Source organism: Enterococcus sp. DIV0876 (assembly GCF_050529585.1).
Taxonomy (GTDB): domain Bacteria; phylum Bacillota; class Bacilli; order Lactobacillales; family Enterococcaceae; genus Enterococcus_D.
The window spans coordinates 1225528-1247771 of record NZ_CP172882.1 but is presented as its reverse complement, the minus strand read 5'-3'; the positions used below and the strand labels follow the sequence as shown (position 1 = coordinate 1247771).

The 22244-nt window shown below is 39.8% G+C and carries 15 protein-coding genes; 3 read left to right on the top strand and 12 right to left on the bottom strand.

The features are described from left to right. Positions 1-84 precede the first annotated feature (84 nt). Positions 85-1812, bottom strand: a complete 1728-nt coding sequence (locus IGI41_RS05775; protein WP_430612126.1) for a phospho-sugar mutase — start codon at positions 1810-1812, stop codon at positions 85-87. Positions 1813-1957: 145 nt separating this feature from the next. Then, positions 1958-2890: a thioredoxin-disulfide reductase gene (trxB, locus tag IGI41_RS05770; RefSeq protein ID WP_430612124.1), complete on the bottom strand. Its 933-nt coding sequence runs from the start codon at positions 2888-2890 to the stop codon at positions 1958-1960. Positions 2891-3076: 186 nt separating this feature from the next. Here trxB and IGI41_RS05765 point away from each other — a divergent pair, with 186 nt between their 5' ends. Together IGI41_RS05765 and IGI41_RS05760 are read left to right on the top strand one after the other, a co-directional pair. Continuing rightward, positions 3077-4462 carry an MATE family efflux transporter gene (locus IGI41_RS05765; RefSeq protein ID WP_430612122.1) on the top strand — a complete coding sequence of 462 codons (1386 nt, stop codon included), beginning with the start codon at positions 3077-3079 and terminating at the stop codon, positions 4460-4462. A gap of 148 nt (positions 4463-4610) precedes the next feature. Then, on the top strand, positions 4611-5081 hold the full coding sequence (locus IGI41_RS05760; RefSeq protein WP_430612120.1) for a glutathione peroxidase: 471 nt from the start codon (positions 4611-4613) through the stop codon (positions 5079-5081). A 170-nt stretch (positions 5082-5251) separates the two neighbouring features. Here the strand turns inward: IGI41_RS05760 and IGI41_RS05755 are convergent, their stop codons facing one another. Both IGI41_RS05755 and IGI41_RS05750 read right to left on the bottom strand, forming a co-directional pair. After that, positions 5252-6685 carry a 6-phospho-beta-glucosidase gene (locus tag IGI41_RS05755; protein WP_430612118.1) on the bottom strand — a complete coding sequence of 478 codons (1434 nt, stop codon included), beginning with the start codon at positions 6683-6685 and terminating at the stop codon, positions 5252-5254. A 21-nt stretch (positions 6686-6706) separates the two neighbouring features. Beyond that, positions 6707-8098 (bottom strand): 6-phospho-beta-glucosidase, encoded by a 1392-nt coding sequence (locus IGI41_RS05750; protein WP_430612116.1) that lies wholly within the window; start codon positions 8096-8098, stop codon positions 6707-6709. Positions 8099-8356: 258 nt separating this feature from the next. Between IGI41_RS05750 and IGI41_RS05745 the strand changes: the two genes are divergently transcribed. Then, positions 8357-9277: a MurR/RpiR family transcriptional regulator gene (locus tag IGI41_RS05745; protein WP_430612114.1), complete on the top strand. Its 921-nt coding sequence runs from the start codon at positions 8357-8359 to the stop codon at positions 9275-9277. A 37-nt stretch (positions 9278-9314) separates the two neighbouring features. Here IGI41_RS05745 and IGI41_RS05740 read toward each other — a convergent pair whose 3' ends face one another. The 8 genes from IGI41_RS05740 to IGI41_RS05705 form a co-directional block, all read right to left on the bottom strand. Further along, entirely contained in the window at positions 9315-11231 is a 1917-nt protein-coding gene (locus IGI41_RS05740; protein ID WP_430612112.1) for a beta-glucoside-specific PTS transporter subunit IIABC, read from the bottom strand. A 121-nt stretch (positions 11232-11352) separates the two neighbouring features. Beyond that, positions 11353-12195 (bottom strand): BglG family transcription antiterminator LicT, encoded by an 843-nt coding sequence (gene licT, locus IGI41_RS05735; protein ID WP_430612110.1) that lies wholly within the window; start codon positions 12193-12195, stop codon positions 11353-11355. Between the two features lie 403 nt (positions 12196-12598). Continuing rightward, the gene (locus tag IGI41_RS05730) at positions 12599-13708 is read right to left on the bottom strand and encodes a LacI family DNA-binding transcriptional regulator (protein ID WP_430612108.1); all 1110 of its coding nucleotides are present in this window, start codon (positions 13706-13708) and stop codon (positions 12599-12601) included. 129 nt (positions 13709-13837) lie between these two features. After that, positions 13838-14569, bottom strand: a complete 732-nt coding sequence (locus IGI41_RS05725; protein ID WP_430612106.1) for a hypothetical protein — start codon at positions 14567-14569, stop codon at positions 13838-13840. A 2-nt stretch (positions 14570-14571) separates the two neighbouring features. Next, on the bottom strand, positions 14572-16701 hold the full coding sequence (locus IGI41_RS05720) for a hydantoinase/oxoprolinase family protein (protein ID WP_430612104.1): 2130 nt from the start codon (positions 16699-16701) through the stop codon (positions 14572-14574). Between the two features lie 67 nt (positions 16702-16768). Beyond that, positions 16769-18121 carry an SLC13 family permease gene (locus tag IGI41_RS05715; protein WP_430612102.1) on the bottom strand — a complete coding sequence of 451 codons (1353 nt, stop codon included), beginning with the start codon at positions 18119-18121 and terminating at the stop codon, positions 16769-16771. 540 nt (positions 18122-18661) lie between these two features. Continuing rightward, positions 18662-20437, bottom strand: coding sequence for an ABC transporter ATP-binding protein (locus tag IGI41_RS05710; protein WP_430612100.1), 1776 nt, complete (start codon positions 20435-20437; stop codon positions 18662-18664). After that, positions 20437-22185 (bottom strand): ABC transporter ATP-binding protein, encoded by a 1749-nt coding sequence (locus tag IGI41_RS05705; RefSeq protein WP_430612098.1) that lies wholly within the window; start codon positions 22183-22185, stop codon positions 20437-20439. The genes IGI41_RS05710 and IGI41_RS05705 overlap by 1 nt, the downstream gene beginning before the upstream one ends. Between the last annotated feature and the right edge of the window lie 59 nt (positions 22186-22244).

The window sequence follows — 22244 nt, the reverse complement described above, 5'->3', positions numbered from 1 at the left end:
TTCTTGTAGCATTTTAGCGTGCTGGACCCACGCTTGTCAAACCGAAAGTAAAACACCCAGAAACACTTTTCTGGGTGTTCACCTTTATTCACCGGTGATTTCTTCGATCGCTGCTTGTAAATCAGCAATTTTTTGCTCGGCATCTGCAGCTGATTCGCCTTTGACGCCAATATAAAACTTGATCTTAGGTTCCGTGCCAGAAGGACGAACTGCGATCCAGCTTTCATCTTCTAACGTATATTTCAATACATCAGAAGGCGGTGTAGTCATTTTTTGTAAATGACCGTCTAAACCAACACGCGTCAGTAATTTAAAGTCTTCTGTTTGCACAACCGCTGTACCTGCAAAGACAGAGGGCGCTTTTTCACGGAATGTTTTCATCAAAGCAGCAATTTTCGTTGCCCCTTCCATGCCACTCATCGTAACCGAAATAGTTTTTTCAGCATAGTAGCCATACTCTTCAAAAATATCTTGTAAACCATCGTATAATGTTTTGCCAGATTGTTTATAAAAAGCAGCAACTTCTGCTAATAGAACCAATGCTTGGATTGCATCTTTGTCCCGTACAAAAGGTTTCACTAAATAGCCGTAACTTTCTTCAAAACCAAACATAAAGGTGTGTGAATGATCTTCTTCGTATTGTTGGATTTTTTCGGCAATAAATTTAAACCCAGTTAAGACATTGAACATATCCACATCGTAAGACTGTGCAATGGCTGTTGGTAGTTCACTTGATACGATGGATTTCAATACTGCAGCATTTTCTGGTAATGTGCCGGCATTTTTATGGGCTTCTAAAATATAGCGAATCATCAATGCGCCTAATTGATTCCCAGTCAATACTTGATATTTGCCATTTGGCATTCTGACAGCAGCCCCTAAACGGTCAGCATCAGGATCCGTGGCAATCAATAAATCAGCACCCTCTTTTTCTCCTAAAGCGATGGCGTATTCAAAAGCCGAATGTTCTTCAGGATTTGGTGATTTAACCGTACTAAAATCTGGATCCGGTACCGCTTGAGAAGGTTCGATCACGAATTGTTCAAAACCGGCTTGTTTCAATGCCCGTTCACCAAGCATCCGTCCCGTACCATGCAGCGGTGTATAAACCAATTTCAGATCTTTGCCTGTCGATGCGATCAACGCATGATCAATGGTTACGCTTTTGATTTCTTCTAAGTAAGCCTCATCGATTTCGGCACCAATGATATGGATCAAATCGCTGGTTTTTGCCTCTTCTTCAGAAAGTACTTGAATATCTAATGGATTGTCGATTTCCCGTACAAATGCAGTCAACGCATCAGCATCGGCTGGCGGCATTTGTCCACCATCTTCACCATAAACTTTATAGCCGTTGTATGCTGCAGGATTATGAGAAGCGGTGATCATGATGCCAGTAAAGGTTTTCAAATAACGTACAGCAAATGATAGCTCTGGTGTTGGACGCAAGCTTTCAAAAACATAGGCTGGAATATCGTGCTGCGCCAATGTACGTGCTGCTTCCATCGCGAATTCAGGTGAAAAATGTCGAGAATCATAGGCGATCGCTACACCTCTAGCTTTGGTTGCTGGATCTTGAGTATCCATAAAACGCGCCAATCCTTCTGTCGCTTGACGAATCGTATAAATGTTCATTCGATTGATCCCAGGTCCTAAAATTCCTCGCATGCCTGCTGTACCAAATTCAAGAGGCATATAAAAAGCATCTTCTAACATGCCAGGATCTTCTGCTAACTCAGTTAACTGTCCTTTTAAGGTTTCATCTAAATGCTGACTAGATTTCCATTGCTCATAAGTTTGTTCCCATGACATAAAACAACCGCTCCTTTTTCTTTCTATCACTTTAAAAATAGTATAACACTACTTTAAACATTCGCAAAGAATAACCATGCGCAAAATAAAACAAGCTGTTATTAAAACTTCAAAAGTTTTTAAAATAACAGCTTGTTCATTTATTTTATTTGACGATCTCGATATCTTTTTGGGTTTCGATGAAGTCGAAGACTTGTTGTCCTGCGATACTGCCATCTCCCACAGCTGTTGTGATTTGGCGTAGTCCTTTTTCTCTAACGTCGCCAACTGCATAGACACCTGGAATCGTGGTTTGCATTTGATCATTGGTCAAGATCCAACCAGCATCGTTGGTGATGCCACTGGCTTTGAATGGTTCAGTCAACGGATCTAAACCGACATAGATAAAGACACCGCCAGCAGCTTCTTCAGATACTTCACCAGTTTTGACGTTCTTGATTTGCACACCAGTCACAACCATATCATTTCCTACGATTTCTTCTACTACTGAGTCCCAAATAAATGAAACTTTTTCATTGGCAAAAGCGCGGTCTTGAATGATTTTTTGTGCACGCAGTTCATCACGACGGTGAACGATGGTTACTTCTGATGCAAATTGTGTCAAATATATCGCTTCTTCGACTGCTGAATCACCACCGCCAACAACGATCAAGCGTTTGTTACGGAAAAATGCGCCATCACAAACCGCACAATAAGAAACGCCCCGACCGGCAAACTCTTCTTCGCCTTTGACACCTAATTTTCTATGTACACACCCTGTTGCAATAATGACCGTTTTTCCTTGATAGGTTTTATCTTCTGTAACGACTTCCTTGAATGCACCTTGATCATTGATACTTTGGACGATGCCATACGCATTTTCAACGCCAAATTTGATGGCACCTTCATACATTTTAAAGGCCAATTCTGGTCCCATGATCGATTCAAAACCAGGATAGTTTTCAACTTCAGCAGTATTGTTCATTTGGCCGCCAGGAGCACCTCTTTCAATCATCAAAACCGATAAGTTTGATCGTGACGCATAAAGTGCTGCGGTCATGCCTGCAGGACCCGCACCGATGATAATTACATCATACATAATATTCCCTCCATTTTGGAACTATCCATACTTTACTTTCAAAAGCAAATTCTTTCAACTGATTTGCTTACAAAAAATAATAAGATATTCCGGTATTTTATTTTGAAAATTACATTGACTTTATTTTCAAATTTTGTAAAATTTTCACGATACACCTATTATATAGAAAATAAGGAGTCCTTACAATTGAATAAGAAAAAACTTTTAGGTATGTCTGATCGCGAACTGCTCTTCCTTAGTTGGCCAATTTTCGTGGAACTATTTTTACGGGTAGTCATTGGCAATGTCAACGTCTGGATGATTTCGCATTATTCCGAACCTGCTGTCGCTGCTGTGAGCGCAGCCAATCAGTTATTAAATTTAACTGTCTTTATTTATGGCTTTATTACTGTTGGTACGCAAATTATCATTGCCCAATTGATTGGTGCCAAACAAAGAAACAAAATCCCTGCTGTGATCAATACTGCTTTATTTGGTTCCTTGTTTTTAGGTATTCTGATTAGTCTCATGTTTATTTTTGGGTCAACTTACTTGCTACGCTTTATGGGTCTGGAAACGGCACTTGTCGACTTGGGCCGCGGCTATTTGCAGGTCTATGGTGGAAGTCTGTTTATCTCCTCATTGACAGCTGTGATCATCGCTGTGATGCGCAGCCACAGTTTCACCAAACCCGCCTTATTGGTCCCAATGTTTGCGAGTATTCTTGCTGTTATCGGCAATTATTTCGTCTTATACAGTCCCTTTGGTCTACCGAACTTCGGTGTCACAGGCTTGGCATTCTCAAGTGTCTTTGGGAATACGATTGGCTTGATCGTTGCCGCTTATTTATTGAAAAAACACGTGAATTTCTCTGTCTTATCTGCGCGCTGGCAACATGTTTCTTGGCCAATGATGAAAAACATTTTAACTTATGGACTGCCTTCATCCGGTGAATCATTGTCATACCAAGGTGCACAAGTGGTTGTCACAATGATCGTTGCACAACTTGGTTCCAGTGTATTGATTGCAAAATCATACGTAACTGCTATTACCCAGTTTGTTTATCTAATTGCGTCTGCATTGAGCCAAGGGAATCAAATCATGATTGGTCGTAATGTCGGTGCTGGTGAATTTGAGCGGGCCCATAAACGCGGTATGCGTACAATGGTGATTGGCATCATAGCTTCGGTGGTGATTTGCCTGCTGACTTATATTTTCATTGAACCAATCATGGGCATTTTTACCACCAATCAAGACGTAATCGAGATTGCAAAAGGCGTTTTCTTGGTTGAGATCGTTCTAGAAACGGCTCGCGCTGTCAACATGATCCTAGTCGGCTCGTTAAATGCCAGTGGCGACGTTAAATTTCCACTTATTTGTAGTCTGGTGGTCTTATGGGTCATCAGCCTGCCCTTCTCTTATTCACTCGCCATTGTCTTTAAATTTGGTTTGATCGGTGTTTGGATTGCTTACGCCATTGATGAAGCGCTGCGAAGCGTCTTAATGATCTATCGCTGGCATTCTGGTGTCTGGAAAACAAAATCAGTGGTACATCCTCAAGGATCCGAGACCGAAGCCATTTCTGAAGTGTAAAGAACTTTACTGCAGCTTGTATATCAGCTGCAGTTTTTTTATAGTCTGCAACAAAGGAAAGTGATCAAAAAGAGGAAATAATTTTGGTTATTTTTGATTTTTTGTCTTATACTTGTATCAACGACAGATTTGAAAAGGAGTTTTTTCTATGTCAATCTATGATTTTACTGTAACCAATGAACAAGGTGAATCTTATCCATTGTCCCGCTATCAAGGACAGCCAATGATCATCGTCAACACTGCCACAAAGTGCGGATTGAGTCCCCAATTCAAAGACTTGCAGACGCTGTATGATACTTATAAAGAACAAGGGTTGATCATTCTCGGTTTTCCTTCCGATCAATTCAAGCAAGAGGTCGCTACTGCTGGCGAGGCTGCAGAGGCGTGTCGCACCACCTATGGCGTTGATTTCCCTATGCATCAATTGACTGTCATCAATGGCAAACAAGCAGATCCCTTGTTCCAATACCTTGAAGAAGAGGCACCTGGCACTATAGGCAAAGCCATCAAATGGAACTTTACCAAGTTCTTGATAGACCGCCAAGGTCATGTTGTTGAACGTTTTGCTCCTCAAACAAACCCAATAAAAATGACGGATAGCATCGAAAAAGTTCTTTAAAAGTTTTTAAAAAGATTGAAAAAGAGTGAGCAGATTTTGGATGTCTGTCACTCTTTTTTTATGATGATGCCATTCTTCTCCACACTTTGATTATGCTTACGCGTCTTTCCCAGTCTAAAAAAAACTGCAGCGCCTGTTCTTTTAAAGAATAAGCGTTGCAGCATGTTCAATTAATTATTCGATAAATCTTCACCGTTTGAAGCAATGACTTGTTTATACCAATCAAATGATTTTTTCTTCGTCCGTTCCAATGTCCCGTTGCCTTCATTGTCACGGTCAACATAGATGAAACCATACCGTTTCTTCATTTCACCTGTTCCAGCAGAAACCAAATCAATACAACCCCAAGTTGTGTATCCCAACAAGTCAACGCCATCTTCTTCAACTGCATCTTTCATCGCTTGGATATGCTCAGCAAGATATTGGATGCGGTAATCATCTTCCACATATCCATCTGCATCTGGTGTATCAACTGCACCTAAGCCGTTTTCAACGATGAATAAAGGTTTTTGGTAGCGATCATAAATATCATTCATAGTGATCCGCAATCCTAATGGGTCGATTTGCCAGCCCCACTCACTCGCATCCAAATATGGATTCTTGACAGAAGCGAAAATATTGCCAGCTGTTTGCTCAAGTAATTCAGCATCTGTTGTTGAAACCCTTGAAGAATAATAAGAGAATGAAATGAAGTCAACCGTATGGGCTTTCAATAATTCAAGATCGCCCTCTTCCATCTTGATTTCAATTCCATTGCGGGCCATTTCTTTCAAAGCATATTGCGGGTATTCTCCACGAGATTGAACATCAATGAAGAAATAGTTTTCACGGTCAGCTTGTCGAGATGCCCACACATCTTCGGGTTTGCTTGTGTATGGATAGTAGGCACCTGCAGCCAACATACACCCGACTTGGTTTTCTGGATCGACTTCATGGGCAATCTTTGTTGCAATCGCAGAAGCCAATAATTCATGATGGGCTGCTTGATACTTGACTTGTTCAACATTGTCGCCTTCTTCAAAATAAAGACCTGCCCCCATGAACGGCGCATGTAAAATCATATTGATCTCGTTGAATGTCAACCAATATTTGACAAGCCCTTTATAGCGATTGAAAATCACATGACATAGATTTTCGTAGAAACCAACTAGCTCACGAGAACGCCAAGCACCGTATTTTTCAACTAAATGCATAGGACAATCAAAGTGCGTGATCGTCACTAACGGTTCGATACCATATTTATGACATTCTTTGAATAAATCTTCATAGAATTTCAAGCCTTCTTCATTCGGTTCTGTTTCATCACCTAATGGGAAGATTCTGCTCCACGCAATCGACAATCGATAGGTTTTGAAGCCCATTTCACCAAATAATGCGATGTCTTCTTTGTAACGATGGTACATATCGATTGCTTCTTTTGCTGGATAGAAGTGTTCACCATCAAAATCAAACATTTTCTTTTGTCCCGTGATCACTGGGAACCGATCTTCACCAATTGGGACGACGTCTACGTTTGCTAAGCCTCGGCCGCCTTCATTATATCCGCCTTCACATTGATTGGCAGCTGTTGCGCCACCCCATAAAAAGTCTTTTCTAAATGCCATTTATTTATTCCTGCTTTCTGTCTATTTTACAAGTTCTCGATCTAAATCACGAGCCACTTCATCTTGTACTTCGATGCCTTCATTTTCTAAACGTTCGATGGTTGTTTTAAAATTAGGCAAATGTGCTTTATGCGCTATGAATAATTCATCCATGACACGTTTTGCAGTTTCACCTGATGGTACCAACGGATTGATCGTAAATGCTTGCAAGGCAGTGTTGTAATCGCCAGTCACTGCTGCTTCGATCGTCAACAATTCCATGGCCTTCATCACTTGCAGCCAGCCTTTTTCAGCGGTTGGCAATTCTCCAAACGCAACATTGCGTGCCCCTTGGCCACCGACATACGCAGTGACTTCCACAACACAATCTGCTGGCAGATCTGGTACTGCCCCTTCATTTTTGGTAGAAACAACGATTTGGGTATTTTTATTGGCGTAAATAGATGCGATCGTTTCACAAGCAGCATCAGAGTAATAAGCCCCACCACGTTTTTGTAGCTGTTCTGGTTTGTGGTCTAGCGCTGGATCTTTATAAAGCTCAAACAGTTCTGCTTCTGTTTGCTTGACTTGCTGCGCTCTGGTACCAATCGTTTTATACTCTTCCAACGCATGATTCAGCATTTCTTCTTGGCGGTAATAGTAGCGGTGGTAGCCGCAAGGAATCATTTTCATTTGCTCTAGTTGCTCACGATAAAACGGTACATCAAAGATATTTTTTGGCAACCCATTGTCTTCTTCATACATTTTGTCAATGATATCCATTGTCACATCATTGCCGTGCGCATCGGCTACTTTATGCCAGTGGAAATGATTCAACCCAGCAAATTTGTAGATCAATTCATCTGGTTCTTTGCCGATCAATGCTGGCTCGATCATCGTTGCCATGACAGGTACATTGCATAAACCAATCACTTTATCCCATTTTCCATAACGAACGATGGCTTCTGTCACCATTCCACTAGGATTCGCGAAGTTGATCAACCATGCATTCGGACATAGCCGCTTCATATCTTCAACGATGTCTAAAATAATCGGAATTGTACGGAAAGCTTTGAACATTCCCCCTGGTCCGTTGGTTTCTTGACCAATCATGCCATAGTATGCTGGGATCCGTTCATCTTTGACCCGTGCGTTCAATAAGCCCACACGAAATTGTGTTGTGACGAAATCAGCATCTTTCAATGCTTCTTCACGATCTAATGTCATATGGATCTTGACATCATATGGAGAAGCATCCCACATCCGTTGCGCCATATTCCCTACGATTTCTAATTTTTCTTTGCCTGCTTCGATGTCCACCAGCCAAATTTCACGAACTGGTAATTCATCATAGCGTTTGATAAAACCTTCCATTAACTCCGGAGTATAACTGCTGCCGCCGCCAATTGTTGCGATCTTGATTCCTTTAGTCATTGTATTGCTCCTTTGCTGTTTTATTTACACTTTTATTATCGTTCATAGAATAACTGAATACAATGTAAATCGTTTATTTAGAAAAAGCGTTTGCAAAAGATTGCATTTACTTCGTTGATTTTGTAAAATTTATTTACAATAGTTGTAATAATGGTATTTCAATGCTCTGGATTTTTATATTTTCATATTTACACCAAATCATTTACGCATTTCAATTTTACAATTATGTTTATTTTTTTGTAAAAAAAGGAGAATCTTATGTTACTACAAGAAAAAATGCGCCAAATCAAATTAGCACCCGCAGAACGTTCTTTGATCGATTATTTATTGGCTCATCCAACTGCAATGTCTGATCAAACCATTAAAGAATTGTCAGAAAAAACGTATGTCCATCCATCAACGTTTATTCGCATCGCGAAAAAACTCGGCTTTAATGGCTGGGTCGATCTAAAAAAGGCCTTTGTCGAAGAACAAACCTACATGAATAGCCATTTTACTGACGTTGACGCCAATTTTCCTTTTGGTTCCCATGATGGCATTATGACGATTGCCAAGAAGATCGCCAAACTAGAACAAACAACGATCGAAGACACGCTATCGCTGATCCATCATGACAATCTCCAAAAAGCCAAACAGATTTTGCTCAATGCATCGGTCATCAAAATATTTGGCAGCAATGCCAATACGTTGATCTCGCAAGACTTCGTTTTGAAGATGCGTCGCCTCGGTAAAGCAGCAATTGTTTGTGATACCTTTGGCGAAAGTGCCTATGAAGCTTCTAATTGCACGAAAGATACAGCGGTGATTTTGATTTCCTATACGGGTGAGAACAAGATGACCAAAATCGTTGCCGATATTTTATCAAAAAAACAGGTACCCATGATTGGCATGACCAGTATTGGCGAAAACACGTTAGCAAAAACCAGCAATTGTGTCTTAAACATCACGACCCGTGAAAGACTGTACTCAAAAATCGCCAATTTCACTATCAATACGTCGATCTGCTATCTGCTGGATTTGCTGTACGGGGTCGTGTTCTCAGAGCATTATGAGAAGAATCTACAACACTTGATCGATATTGGGATGGCCTATGATAAACGGCCCACTTCTTCAACGATCATTGCCGAACCTGATTACGATAAGAACCTTTTTTACAAGGATTCTTTATTCCCAAATTAAACAAACCGATTGGTCAAATCAACCAATCGGTTTTCTTTTATACCAATGCAGTGATCAGGTCATCTGAACAAACAACTTCTTTTTTATCAGATTCAATAATATCCAAATAATCTGTTGCATTCGTTACCAAAACGGGGGTTTCGATCGTGAAGCCCGCTTTGATCAAAGCATCTTTATCAAAGGTCAATAATTTTTGTCCTCTCACCACTTTGTCCCCTTGCTGAACATGGGCTTCAAAATATTCACCATTCAGCTGGACAGTGTCTAGACCAACATGGATCAATAGTTCCAATCCATTTTCCGAAATCAAACCAATCGCATGTTTTGTTGGGAATAAAGTCATGACCGTACCGTCAAAAGGTGCTACAACTTCCCCTTTTGTTGGATGAATCAAAATCCCTTTACCTAAGATCCCTTGAGCGAAAGCTTCATCTTGGGCACTGCTTAATGGTGCGATCGTTCCTTCGATTGGTGAGGTGATCACTTCTTTTCGCGCAGTCATCATTGGTTCTCCGACTATCGTTTCTTCAACTGTATCATCTTTCCAAAATGCCATCGTCAAGCCAAAACCAATCGCTGCTGCAATCAAAATACCAATGACTGAGAACCACATACCACTTGCATCACCATCTGGCGTAATATAATTGAAAATACCAAAAACGCCTAATCCTCCTGACGTATAACTTGTGGTACCATTGATCATCAAAAATGCTCCAGCAACTGCGCCGCCAATCATTGAGAAAAAGAACGGCATTTTCTTGGGTAAAGTAATCCCATAAATAGCCGGCTCAGTTACACCAAAAAGACCAGAAATAATAGCAGGTGGGCATAAAGCCTTTAATTTCTTATCTTTTAGTTTGAAGTACATCGCGATCACTACTGCTGTCTGTGCAAAACTAGCCCCAAAAGAAGCAACAAGAATTTGGCTGTAACCCAATTGAGTGATTTGCATAATATGCAATGGAACGACCGACCAATGTAACCCAAAAATGACCAATACTTGCCAGAAAAATCCTAACAGCAATCCATATGCAACTGGCGAGAAGGCCATCAATGCTTCAAATCCTGTACTCAATAAATCTGTCAACATACTGATTACAGGACCAATAGCTAAAAAGCCAACAGGAAGCGAAATCAACAAAACTAAAAACGGTACAACAAAAGTCTGGACAACAGGTGGAATCATTTTTTTAGCCAAACGTTGGATCTGTGCCGCAAATGCAACGATAAAGATGATCGGCACGACACTACTTGTATAAGTTGCACCTACCCATGGGATACCTAAAAAGGTTTCATATGCAGGTAACCCCAATAGACTGTAAGGCGCTGCTGCTCCTTCAGCAGCCGTTGCTGTAAAAGCAGCTTGTAAGGCACTGCCTTGAATCGTTGGATAGCACAAAGCTGAACCAATCACAATCCCGACCATTGGATTAAGTCGGAATTTTTTGGCAGATGTATAGCCCAAAATCACTGGCATAAACATAAAAATAGAATCGCCGATTGCATTCAACATCACATAGGTACCGGACGCTGTAGTATATTCAAAAACCCCCATCGTACCAATAAAAACTAGTAAAGCATTGAGTCCCTTGATCATCCCTGCAGCACATAGCGCACCTAAGAATGGTTGGAAACAGCCGCTTAGTATATCGATCAATCGATTGAACAAATTGCCGCCTGATGCTGTTTCTTCACTGTCTCCGCTAATGCCTGCCACATCGACCACTTCCGTATAAACATCTGGCACGTGGTTACCAATAACGACTTGGTATTGACCACCACTTTTCATCACAGTGACGACACCGTCCATGTTTTTCAACACTTCGTCTTGTGCAACACTTTCATCTTTCAGTTTGAAACGCAGACGTGTAATACAATGCGTCAAACTATTGATGTTCTCTTTCCCTCCAACATTTGCAACGATTTTCTCTGCTAGTTCATGATATTTTCCCATTTTTTGTTTCCTCCAATTTGTTTGATTGAAGGTTTAGCCAACTGAATGTCACTATCCAAAATTTTTGTTTGCTTTCTTTTTGCGGTCATTTGACAACCGCACTTCTCCTTTCTGAATTTTTTCAGCGATTCTTTTGCACCAAACGGGCAATATGAATCGTTAAATACAATTGTTCATCGCTAGACATCTGGTATGCGTACTTATTGATCAAAAATTTGTTGATTTTCTGTACGCACTGAAAGCCGTTATGGTATTTTTGTTTGACCATTGCCAACAATTCCTCATCTGTTTCATCTGTATGCTGCGTGTGACTCAGCATACGTGATACAAAAAAACGTAAATGCATGGTGAATCGATAAAAGTAAACTGAATCTTCATCGAAAGTTGTTTTAAAAAAATAAGTAACGATATTGATGATTTCTTGCATTGTTTGTGTCAACGCCGTAATATTACCTTGGTCTTCATTGTCCGCCTGGGCATTGACTAAGTGCAATGCAACAAATCCTGCTTCATCATCAGGTAAGGTCACACCATAAATTTCACTGATTTTTTCGATTGTTTTTAACCCTATCCGATATTCCTCTGGAAAAAAACGTTTGATATCCCATAACAGCACATTTTTAACAGTAATACCTTTTTTGGCACGTTCGATGGCACTGTGCATATGATCGGTCAAAGAAATGTAGATGGTATCATTGATGGGTGACGCCAATTCTTTTCTGGCATATTCAATGATTTGATTGGACAATTCAAGATATTCAACAGGCAAATCTGCGACCAACTCTTGAAATTGATTCAAGACGGTTGGATTAGACAGACGATAGATTTTATCCACTGTATTATCGGGTATCGTATCTCCAATTTTCTTTTTAAAAGCAATACCTCTTCCCATCACAATCATTTCATTCTTGTGTTCGTCACTGGTGATCACAACGTTATTATTTAATACCTTATTGATGATCATGGTGTCCCTCCACTTCATTGCTCCTTTAAGATCCTGCTTAGCCAAACGCACAAAAAACCCCATGAACGCAACACAAACAATGCCGCTTCATCAGGTTTAGCTTGCTGCTGTCAGCAATCACTATCCATTAGAACCATCTCTTATATTCACTATATCAAACCAAGAAAACGCTGTCAATCGCTATCAGTCATTTTTATTTGTATTCTAAATTCAGAATAACAAAGTGAACAATACTCATGAATCACACTATGATTAAAGGTGAAACATTGCCTCTGCAAGGTTTTTTCTTATTGTCAATAATGACTAGCAATGAAAATACCACAACTCAGATGACTTTTAGGACTGATCTCTGAGTTGCGGTAAGAATTCGTTGTATTTTTGGTTAAAACATCTCAAGACATTTTTAGTCATCTTGTTTTCGATAATTTTTTTTGATATATGGCTCATTTTCTTGGTTCATTCGGATGACAATTTTATCAAAACTGTTATCACTAACTTTTGTTGAAGCACTCATTCTGATTTTAGGTTGTATTTCAATTATTTTTGGCCTATATTGTGTTTTCCCTTTAGAAATTCGTTTTACCAAAAGCTCAGCCGCCAATGAACCAATTTCATACGATGGCTTCTCAATCACGGACATTTCACGATTAAATAGTTTGTTCCATCCTAATTCATCATAGCCGCCAATAGCAACATCCTGCGGGATATGTAAACCCAAACTATAGATGGCATTCGTCAAAGTATACATCAATATACTATTCTCTGCTAAAATCGCTAACCGGTATCCATGATTTTTATTTATCAATTTTAATAGTGATTCTTTGCATGCTTCAAATGAATCTTGCAATTCTTCTATCTCAAAGACGAGTTGTTCAGGATTTTTGATAGCAATCTTTGAACTATTAAAAAAAAGAGCAAGCTTTTTCTTTTGGCTAGGGGTATTGATTGGCGGTGTAAAATAAGCCACTCTATCGAATCCCTCTGAATACATACGTTGGATCATTTCAATCGTAGCCTTCTCATTGTCTACGATAACGCTATCGATCGTCTGACCATCAATCATGCAATCTGCAAGAACGATTTTGATCTTTTGGTCATTTAAACTTTTAATAAATGTATCATCATGATTTGTCGCTATAATCAATCCTTCTACTTGTCGATCAATCAACGCTTGGATTTGGTCATGAGCAGATTTATTCTTGTGATCGGTTTCAACCAGGATCAATTGAAAGGATTTACGCATGCAATAGTCATTGACCCCCCTCACTAAATGGGCTACTTCAGGAATTGTGATGTCACTAACAACGATGCCTATCAAGCCAGTTTTATTGTTTTTCAAACCTTGAGCTAACACATTGGGGCGATATTCTAACGCCTCTATCACTTCTTCGATCCGCTTTTTTGTATCTGCAGACATAAACTCATATTTTCCATTCAAATATCTAGATACTGTAGTCTTTGAAACATTTGCTTTTTCCGAGACCATTTTTATGGTGATTTTTTCATTTGCCATTCAATCCACGCCTTGCTTTTTGCTGTTGACCAATTATATCATGTACGCTTTAAAAAATGAACAAAGACAGTTGTTTCGCACGATTTCTACAACAACCAAACGCAGCAGTTCAAAGAATATGTCATAAAATTAATAATTCTCCAAGTTAACGCTATTCATTTCTTTTAGGACCCTGTCATAAATACTTTTTGAAAAATCAACCTCCAATGGATAAGAAAGCAAAACATCTAAAATTTGAGGCACAAAATTTGCAGTACAAAGCTCTTTGGCAAACGCCATCGCTGCAATCTCAGAAGCACAACGAATCGTCGAACGATGCTCATATTGAAAAAAACGCCACAACACAATCGTCTTTGTCGTATGGTACATATTTTTGCCATATTGTTCTTCTAAATAATGAAAAATCTCATGCGCAATCAAAAGGCTTCGAACAATCTCAGTTTTTGGGAGCTTCAATGAATTTTTTGTCAATTCCGTGTAAGCAGCGATAGGTTCATCAATAAGTTCAATTGAACGCTCCGTGATAAATTGTGCAAATACCATACGAAACTTGGTGGGTCTAACAGATTTCTCGGTAATGGTTAGTCCGAGTCTACTTGCTAAGTAGCTTGAGCGGTCTGCATGATCATAGCTCATCAGATCAAATTGTTTCAGCATTTCATTTGCCCAAAATCGCCCACATAAAATAGATTCTTCAATGATTTCTCTTTTTTCTTCTTCACTAATTTTTTTGCGAAGCATTTCTTGGGTAAATTCAAACATCCCCCAACTAAACTCATCGATATGCAATAGATGTTCAAACCATATTTCTAATCGTTCTACATCAACGATACTTTGCTGTTTTAATAAAAATCTTTTCATTATCATAGAGAATTCGCTGCCAATATCATCACTTCTTCATTAGGATCTAGGGAAGACATTTCGATATCAATCAATAACATTAATGCTTCAAGGTCATTTACTGAAAAATCCATTACACGAGGACCCGCACAAATATAAAAATCTGGACGTAAAATAACTTCTGTCTGATAAATTGCCAAGTCATCCCACAATTGATCCACTGCCTCCATATATTTTTCAGCGGTCGTTTTGATGACTTTTCCAGAAGCACGTTGTACTTTGATAAAGCCTTTTTTATCAAGAATTCTAATCGCAGGATTTTCACCAGAAGCACCCCGCGCACCAAATACGTAAAAATGAGCACTCTTTTCCAAAAGATCAATTTCATTCGTTTGTATGCCTAAATCAGAAGCCGCCAATGCTTGCGCTTCTTCTAACGTGGCCTCTGCTAAAAGATCCGTTGTCTTGACTTCTGTTGAACCTGTTGCAATTGCAGTAACCTTAGAGGTTTGCGGATCGATTTCAATAAAGACCTCGACACTTTCTGGCGTAGCACCACTCTCAATGGCCTTGTTGACGGCTTCACTTTTGATCGACCGTAAATCTTCCTTTGAAGGTGATGGGATGATACGTTCAACAACGTCTCGCACCAATGCTAGTGCTACACCAATCGACGAAATCACTTCCGCATTTTCTGGAATCGAATATTTCACACCCATTTTTTCTGACAAATAAATAATTAAAGATGAGGCACCACCACCGACGCCAACTAAAGAAATTTGACTTTTTTCTAATTTGTATTTATCCGCTAATGACAATATGACTGGCTCTAGTTTTGCATATGACCGCTCCATGATCTGAGTAGCGATATCTTCAATCGTTGTACCGCAGTGCTCTGCTAAAACGCCAATTGCTTTTCTAGCTGCCTCAATATTTCCGTATGAAAAATGTTCAGGCTTGATTAATCCTAAAACATTAGCAGCACAGGAATTTGTAATCGTTACTCGCTCTCCATTATCAAATTTAATTGCCACATAATCCGCTGGATCCCCTTCTTTAGGGCTAAAATATTCTACTTTTCCACCGGTCCAATTAATTGGGTCAGAATAAACAGCATAATCTAGACCAGCAATGTGTGCAGACCGAGGTCCAACGTCAACAACACCAGCGGTATTAGCACGAATCATTGAACCACCTGCACAACCAGTGATCCGAACATCTAAACTGGAAATATATGTTTCATGTCCGCCTACAACAGAATAATCGATTGCTGGACGTCCATTTTTAATCACACCAATGTTAGTTGTTGTGCCCCCAACTTCAAAATAAACACCGTTAGACGCGCGTAAATACATTAATGAACCCATAACAGAAGCTGCAGGACCTGAAAGCATAGTCAGAACTGGCCTTTTTTTCATTTCAGCTATCTCCATCACGCCCCCGTCACCGCGCATAATCATTAATGGAACATCCACGCCCGATTCCTTTACAGAAACTTCCGTTAAATTCGCAACTGACAACATTTTAGGTAAAATACTTGCATTGATCGTTGCCGTCCTTGTGCGTCTGGTCAATCCGTATAGCTTCGTTATATCAGAAGCAACTGTACAAGGTATTCCTTTTTCTGTGCAAATTTCCATTACTAAGTTTTCAGCGTCATTATTATCTACGCCAAATGCCATGCTTGCTACGATCACTTCTGATCCTTGCTTGACTAAATCATCAATCATTTGCTCAACGCTAGATTTACTTAATCCCTTTAGCTTCGAAAATGCATTGATGATTTTGATTGATCGCTGATTTCCAAGTACAATATCTGCAATTTTCAGCTGACGCTTTGCCAAAAATCCTTCAAATCCACCACGTGCCATTCCAAAAACCCCAATATCCGCAACATCACCTTCGATTAAAGCATTTGTCGCTTGTGTAGTTGAATGAGCAACAAAAATCACACTTTTTGGATCAATATCATTTTCTTTCAAACAATTTTGAAAACTCTCAACGACTCCAGCTGCTACACCGCGTTCGTGATCATGCGTTGTTTTTACGCTAGATTTTCCAATAATCTCATGTGTTAAATTATCGATAGCAACTGCTTTGGTATGGGTACCGCCTACATCAATACCCATTCTAACTTTTCTACATTCACTCATTTCCGCTTTCCTCCTACCTCAAAAATCATACTATTCAGTTTTACTCGTTAGTTCTCGTCCCCTATTATCAGCTGTTCATACCAAATAATAGAAGGGCAATGATACAGAGGATAGCACTTGAAACCCAACCAGCTGGAATTGAAAATTTCATAAATTCTTTAGATCCAACTTTATGATGACCTAATCCCCAAGCGACCCAAGATTGTGTAATATCTAAGTGCTGAGGTGCAATCGTTACTACTGCAAATAGTGGAAATATGAAAGCCAAATCCCAGTTCGTTGCCGCTAAAATCACTGCTGCAACAGCCCCACCAGATCCCACTAAGTTAAGAGGGCCACGGAAAAACCCTAGTGGAGCCAAGATAGCAAATAAAATAGCAAGAGCAACAGTACTATTGGGAACAAAACCACCCACGATAGGTTCAAAAAACGGAACGGCCAAACTAGCAGCTGAATTGAACATCGCTAACACCAACAAAAAGCCAACTAGTGGTGCAACGTCAACAGCCCCATCCGCAAACTGTTTAGCTAACATACGACAAATATTTACAAACCCTCCTCTTAGCTTTCCACAAGTCACTAAGGCATAAAGCGCCGCTAAAATAAATGCCGGAATGATCGGAAAATCAACTAACACGACAAGTAGTACTGGTGCAATCACTGCAACCCATGAGTACCACGGAGCCTCTCCAGATGCTCCACCAGGTGTTGAGGCCCATGCTTTGATCTTAGTTGATTTTGCTCGGCTTAAAGCAATATGCGCAAATATTAATGTCACTACCAATGAGACAACCAATGCAATCATTCCAAATGTGAAATACTCGGAAAATCCATAATCCATCATTGATTGACTTCCTTCAGGCTGTAAAGCAGCTAATATCCCTTGATACTGCACAAAGTTTGTTACATTAGCAAAAATTCCAGCCATAATTGAACCCATAAAAGCAAATAAAGCAATTGCTGTTGGAATACCCAAGGCTTGTAAAATCGGCATGACAATCACCGCAATCGAGATCACTGGACCAATGCCGGTCATTGAGGTAAAACAAAACGCTGTTACTGTGCACAATAGTGTCATTGTAATCCTTGGTTTATCGCCACCAAGTTCAACAACCTTTCTAATCAGTGTTGCTGCAATCCCAGTATCCATTAAGATGCGACCAAAGAAGGAGCCAAAAAATATATTGACCAAAATCGAACTTGCAAAACCAGCCGGCCCCGTCTGATAAATATTTGTTATCGTATCAACGAAATTTAATGCTTCTAAATCAGGACTCAACGCATTACCGATAAAAGCAAATAATGTCCACAAGGTTGCCATTACAAAGAATCCAACCATCAAATTAAATCCTTTAACACAATACCAAACCATTCCTAAGAACGAAACAATCATTAAAATACCAATTATAATTTCTACCATAATTAAATCCCTCATCTTTCATTTTCGACTATTGTTGTTCTGTCATGGAAAAATAAATACTTATTAAAGAATTTTTTTATTCCAACTGAACTTGTTGTTTATAACGAATAAATCTAAGATTCATTTGATTTCTACTCAATTTACATTTCTCCTCTCCTTTTGTTTACCGTTTTAGTTAACCGGTAAACATAAAAAATAAAAAAAATAATGAACAAGCACTTATGCATAATTCATTAGAATAAAACAGAACTTCAATATTGATTAAAACGTAAAATCGCAGTCAAAAATCAATTCATTGTTCACCACATCACAGAGAACGTCAAAACAGAATTCTTCACATCAAACATCAGAAAATATCCAAATACGCAACAACAAATCAAAATAGTCATATATAAATTTATTTTTTGAACGCTGCTGCAAGACTTTTGTTCGTTTCAATGTGTTTATGATAGCAAAACATGAAAACGCTGTCAATATTTTTTGTATTTATCAGCTATAAAAAGACCATAAATCCTAAAGAATTTATGGTCTTTTGCCCAACTAGACTTCACTTGCTTGTAAACGATACATATCCGCATAAAGCCCTTCTTGTACCAACAATTCATCATGGGTACCGCGCTCAACGATCGATCCTTTGTCTAAAACGAGAATCAATTCCGCATCCCTGATCGTCGATAGACGGTGGGCAATCGCGATAGTCGTTCTGCCTTGTCGCATATTGGCCAATCCTTCTTGGATCAAACCTTCTGTTTCCGTGTCGATATTGGCAGTGGCCTCATCTAAGACCAAAACTTTCGGCTCAGTCACCATTGTTCGTGCGAAGGAAATCAATTGTCGTTGTCCGCTTGAATAACTGGCCCCTCGTTCGATCACTTTGGCATGATACTTGCCAGGTAATTTTTGAATAAAAGTATCTGCTTGAACAAATTTGGCTGCTGCTTCGATTTGTTCTTCGGAGATGTCTTTATTTAGTAACCGGATATTATCCGCGATATCTCCATAAAACATAAAAGCGTCTTGCAATACTAAACCGACTTTTTCTCGCAATTCGGTCATACTAAACCCACGAATATCATGGTCATCGATCAATATCTGGCCTTCACCAAATTCATAAAAACGCATCAGAATATTAATGATCGAGCTTTTCCCACTTCCAGTATGGCCCACCAATGCGACAGTTTGTCCAGGATAGGCAATAAATGAAATATGGTTCAGCACGTTATGTTTGCCGTCATATGAAAAACTGACATCGCGGAACTCGATCTTTCCATTGGTAATGGTTTGGTGTGCATCTGGTTGCTGCTGTGGTGCATATTCTTCAGTATCCATGATTTTCAAAATACGGCTGCCAGCTACCATCCCATCGGTAAAGACACTCAAATAGTCCATCATTTGGGTCATCGGATTAAAGAATCCTTGAATGTACGTTGTAAAAGCAAAAATCAATCCGACTTCAATTGGCGACGTAATGGCATCAAAACCAAAGACCGACAAAGATAACGCGATGGCCAACGCATATAACAAACTGATGATTGGTGACAACAGCAATGCATTGGTGCGTATCATGGCGAATCTAGTTTTCAAGTAATCATCATTGGTGGCTTCAAATTCTTCATTCAAACGGGCTTCTTGACGAAACTGCTGAATAATCTGCATCCCTGAGATCGACTCATTCAATTTGGTGTTTAATTGACTCAATTTCTCCCGCATTTGACGATAGATCCGAGAGCTAAATTTCTGATAATACCAAATCACGATCATTAAAATCGGTAAAAAAAGCAAATTCAACAAGGCGATTTTGGCATTGATCTTGAACATTGCCGCAAATGAAGAAACAACCGCGAAGACACCGGTCAGCACCATCAAGAACACATACCAAAACTCGTACAATGTTTCTGTATCATTGCTGACCCGAGAGACGATCGAACCAGCTGGCGTCTGATCGAAATAACGCATGCCTAAAGTGTGTAATTTTTCGAATAATTTGGTTCTAACATATTGGTAGGTTTTCAATGAACCCATCGAATATAAGAACCATTGAAAGAACCAAATCAACGCCTTGATCACAACACCAAAGAAATACAGTCCCGCAAAAAAATAAATGATTTGCTGCGTTGCAGTCTGATTGGTCAGATAATCATCCATAAATGTTTGAATGATCAGCGGCAGTAAAACATTGACCACAGATAAAAGCAAGGCAAAAAAGATTGCTGCATAAAATGTTTTTCGGAAAGGTTTGGCAAAAATAAACATCCGCTTGATAATCGTTTTTTGTTCTTTGAAGGGAATTGATTTACTCCATTCTGATTCTTGCATTAAACCTCACTCCCTTCGATTTTGGCTTCTAATTGCTGCTTATCCCACATTTTTTTGTACCACCCATTCGCAGCCAATAAAGATTCATGGGTACCTCTTTCTGTGATACGTCCTTGATCGATAACCAAGATCTCCTGAGCATGCTTAACACTGCTGAGTCGATGCGCGGCGATGATCGTTGTTTTGTTTTGTCGATAGGTTTTAAGTTGCGCTAAGATTGCTTCTTCTGTCTTTGCATCCACTGCCGAAAGTGCATCATCTAAAATCAGCAACTCTGGATCAGTGATCAAAGCACGCGCAATCGATAGCCGTTGTTTTTGTCCGCCCGACAAAGAAACTCCGCGTTCTCCCACCATTGTGTCATATCCTGCAGGAAACTGCTGAATATCCTCATGAACTGCTGCCAGCTTTGCTGCTTGATCAACTTGTTCTTGACTGGCACGCGGCACGGCAAAGCGAATATTGTCGCGAATGGTCATCGAAAACAGAAAATGATCCTGCGGGACATAGCCGATCGCCCCTAATAAGGCATTCAATGAATAGTCTTTGGTACTGATACCACCAAACGTAATGCTCCCTTGATAAGAATCATACTCCCGCAACAATAATTTCATTAATGTGGTCTTTCCTGCACCAGTCTTACCAACGATCCCTAATGTGTGGCCTTGCGCCAATGTAAAATCAATATCCGCTAATGCGAAATCATCCGCCGCATATTGAAATGTCTTGATCGCGACTTCAACAGTCCCCTTTGCTGGGGTAGAAATTGCGTTTTTGGCTTCCACGATATGACTTTTTGCTGCCAAAAGCTCCGCTACACGGTCATAGCTGGCATTTCCACGTTCTAGAACATTGAATAAACGACCAATCGCAAACATTGGCCAGACCAGCATACCAATATAGCTGATAAACGAAACCAGCTGCCCAATCGTAATCGTCCCGTTCATAACATAATTACCACCAAGAATGATCGTTAAGACATAGGAAACACCGATAATGATTGTGATGAATGGATCAAATAAAGCATCCAAAAAATTGACTTTCCGATTTTTGACGATTGCCTGATCGATTTTCTCTTGAAAATCTACTATGTCTTCTTTTTCTTGACCGAAGGTTTTGATGACTTTCATCCCTGTGATACTCTCTTGGGCTTTATCATTGATGGTTGAAAAAGCTTCTTGAGAATCACGAAATGCATCATGCAACTTACTGCCCAACACCCGCGCCATCACAGCTAAAAATGGGAGAGGCAATAATGCAATCACTGTCAAGCGCCAATCAACGAAAAGAACCATTGCAATAATCGTTGCACCGCCTGAAATAAAAGAATCAGCAAAGGTCAATATACCGGCACCAGCGACATTTTGAATCGCGCTTAAGTCATTGGTGGCATGGGCCATCAAATCTCCTGTCCGATACTTTTGATAAAACGTGTGATCCATTCTTGTGAAGTGGGTAAACAACTGCCGCCGCAGCGTTTTTTCTAGCCGGGCTGCACTCCCCCAAATATGGGTACGCCAGATAAAACGAAATATGTATTGCGCGATAGCTGACAGAACCAAGATCATGACCCAAAAGAAAATCCTTTGCAAAGAAATATCTTTTTCCGCAATCTCGTCAATGATGATCCCAATGACTTTGGGTGGTGCCAATTGAACGATGGCAACCAGTACCAACGCGGTAACACCAAGGGCATAATGCTTCTTTTCTTCTTTAAAGAACCAGCCTAATTTTCTAAATATTGACATAACACGCTCCATTTCTTCAGAGGCACTCCTGTATAAATCGTGCCATTTTTCCGATAATT